The sequence below is a fragment of the Vibrio sp. Vb1554 genome, from assembly GCF_033344235.1.
The window spans coordinates 1-1,150 of the sequence record NZ_JAWPOJ010000338.1 but is presented as its reverse complement, the minus strand read 5'-3'; the positions used below and the strand labels follow the sequence as shown (position 1 = coordinate 1,150).

Here is a 1,150-nt window from a genome sequence, read left to right as displayed (position 1 = left end):
TAGTGGTTTCTTGTCTGGCTTTAGTTGCTCAAGGCCTGATAAGTAAAGCTTGATTAATAGATCTTAGAAATGTCACTTTGACCTCAAAGTGTTTTAGATATTTTCAAATCATGCCTATTTTGAAAATACGATCTCTATATCTTATTTGTTTCTAATTAGTGTTCTTTCCCCACTTGTTATTAATTAAGCGCCACTCCCAATTTTAAATGCACTTAGGAAAAAACCATGAGTCAAAATGGTAAGTTTAATATTACTCGGCGTGATGCTTTAAAGGGCGGTTCTGCACTTGGCGCTTTAGCGTTAGCAGGAAACGCGCTTTCTCTCCCGTTCGCAACTAAAGCGGTTGCCAAAGAAACGCCAGCAAAACCAAATGAAAAAATTGTCTGGTCGGCATGTACCGTAAACTGTGGTTCTCGTTGTCCGCTTCGTATGCACGTGGTCGATGGTGAAATTAAATGGGTAGAAACCGATAATACGGGTGATGATGTGTATAACCACAATCATCAAGTTCGTGCTTGTTTGCGTGGTCGCTCTATGCGTCGCCGTGTTTACTCGCCAGACCGTTTGAAATACCCACTTCTTCGCGTTGGTAAACGTGGTGAAGGTAAGTTCAAACGCATCACTTGGGACGAAGCCTTTGACCTCGTTGGTGACAACCTAAAACGCATCATTAAAGACTACGGTAATGACGCGGTTTACTTAAACTACGGTACGGGTACCTTGGGTGGTACGGTAACTAAGAGCTGGGATCCGAGCGCGACATTGGTTGCACGTATGATGAACCTTTGTGGTGGTTACCTGAATCACTACGGCGACTACTCAGCAGCGAACATCGAATGTATGTCTGAGTACTTCTACGGCACTTGGGTAGACAACAACTCGATTGACGATGTTCAAAACGCAGACCTATGTCTGATGTTTGGTAACAACCCTGCAGAAACTCGTATGTCGGGCGGTGGTCAGGTTCACAACTACGTGGACGCAAAAAATATTAGCCACACACGTACGATCTGTATCGACCCTCGTTACACCGATACTGCCGCTGGCCGTGAAGACCAATGGATTCCTATCAAACACGGTACCGATGCGGCCCTTGTCGCTGCTATCGCCCATGTACTGATCAGCGAAGATAAAGTCGACCAAGACTTCC

1 protein-coding gene is annotated in these 1,150 nt (G+C 45.0%); it reads left to right on the top strand.

The genetic code is table 11. The features are described from left to right. Positions 1-225: 225 nt before the first annotated feature. Positions 226-1,150: molybdopterin-dependent oxidoreductase (locus tag R8N28_RS26115; RefSeq protein WP_318183770.1), on the top strand; the 925-nt coding region annotated here is incomplete at its 3' end.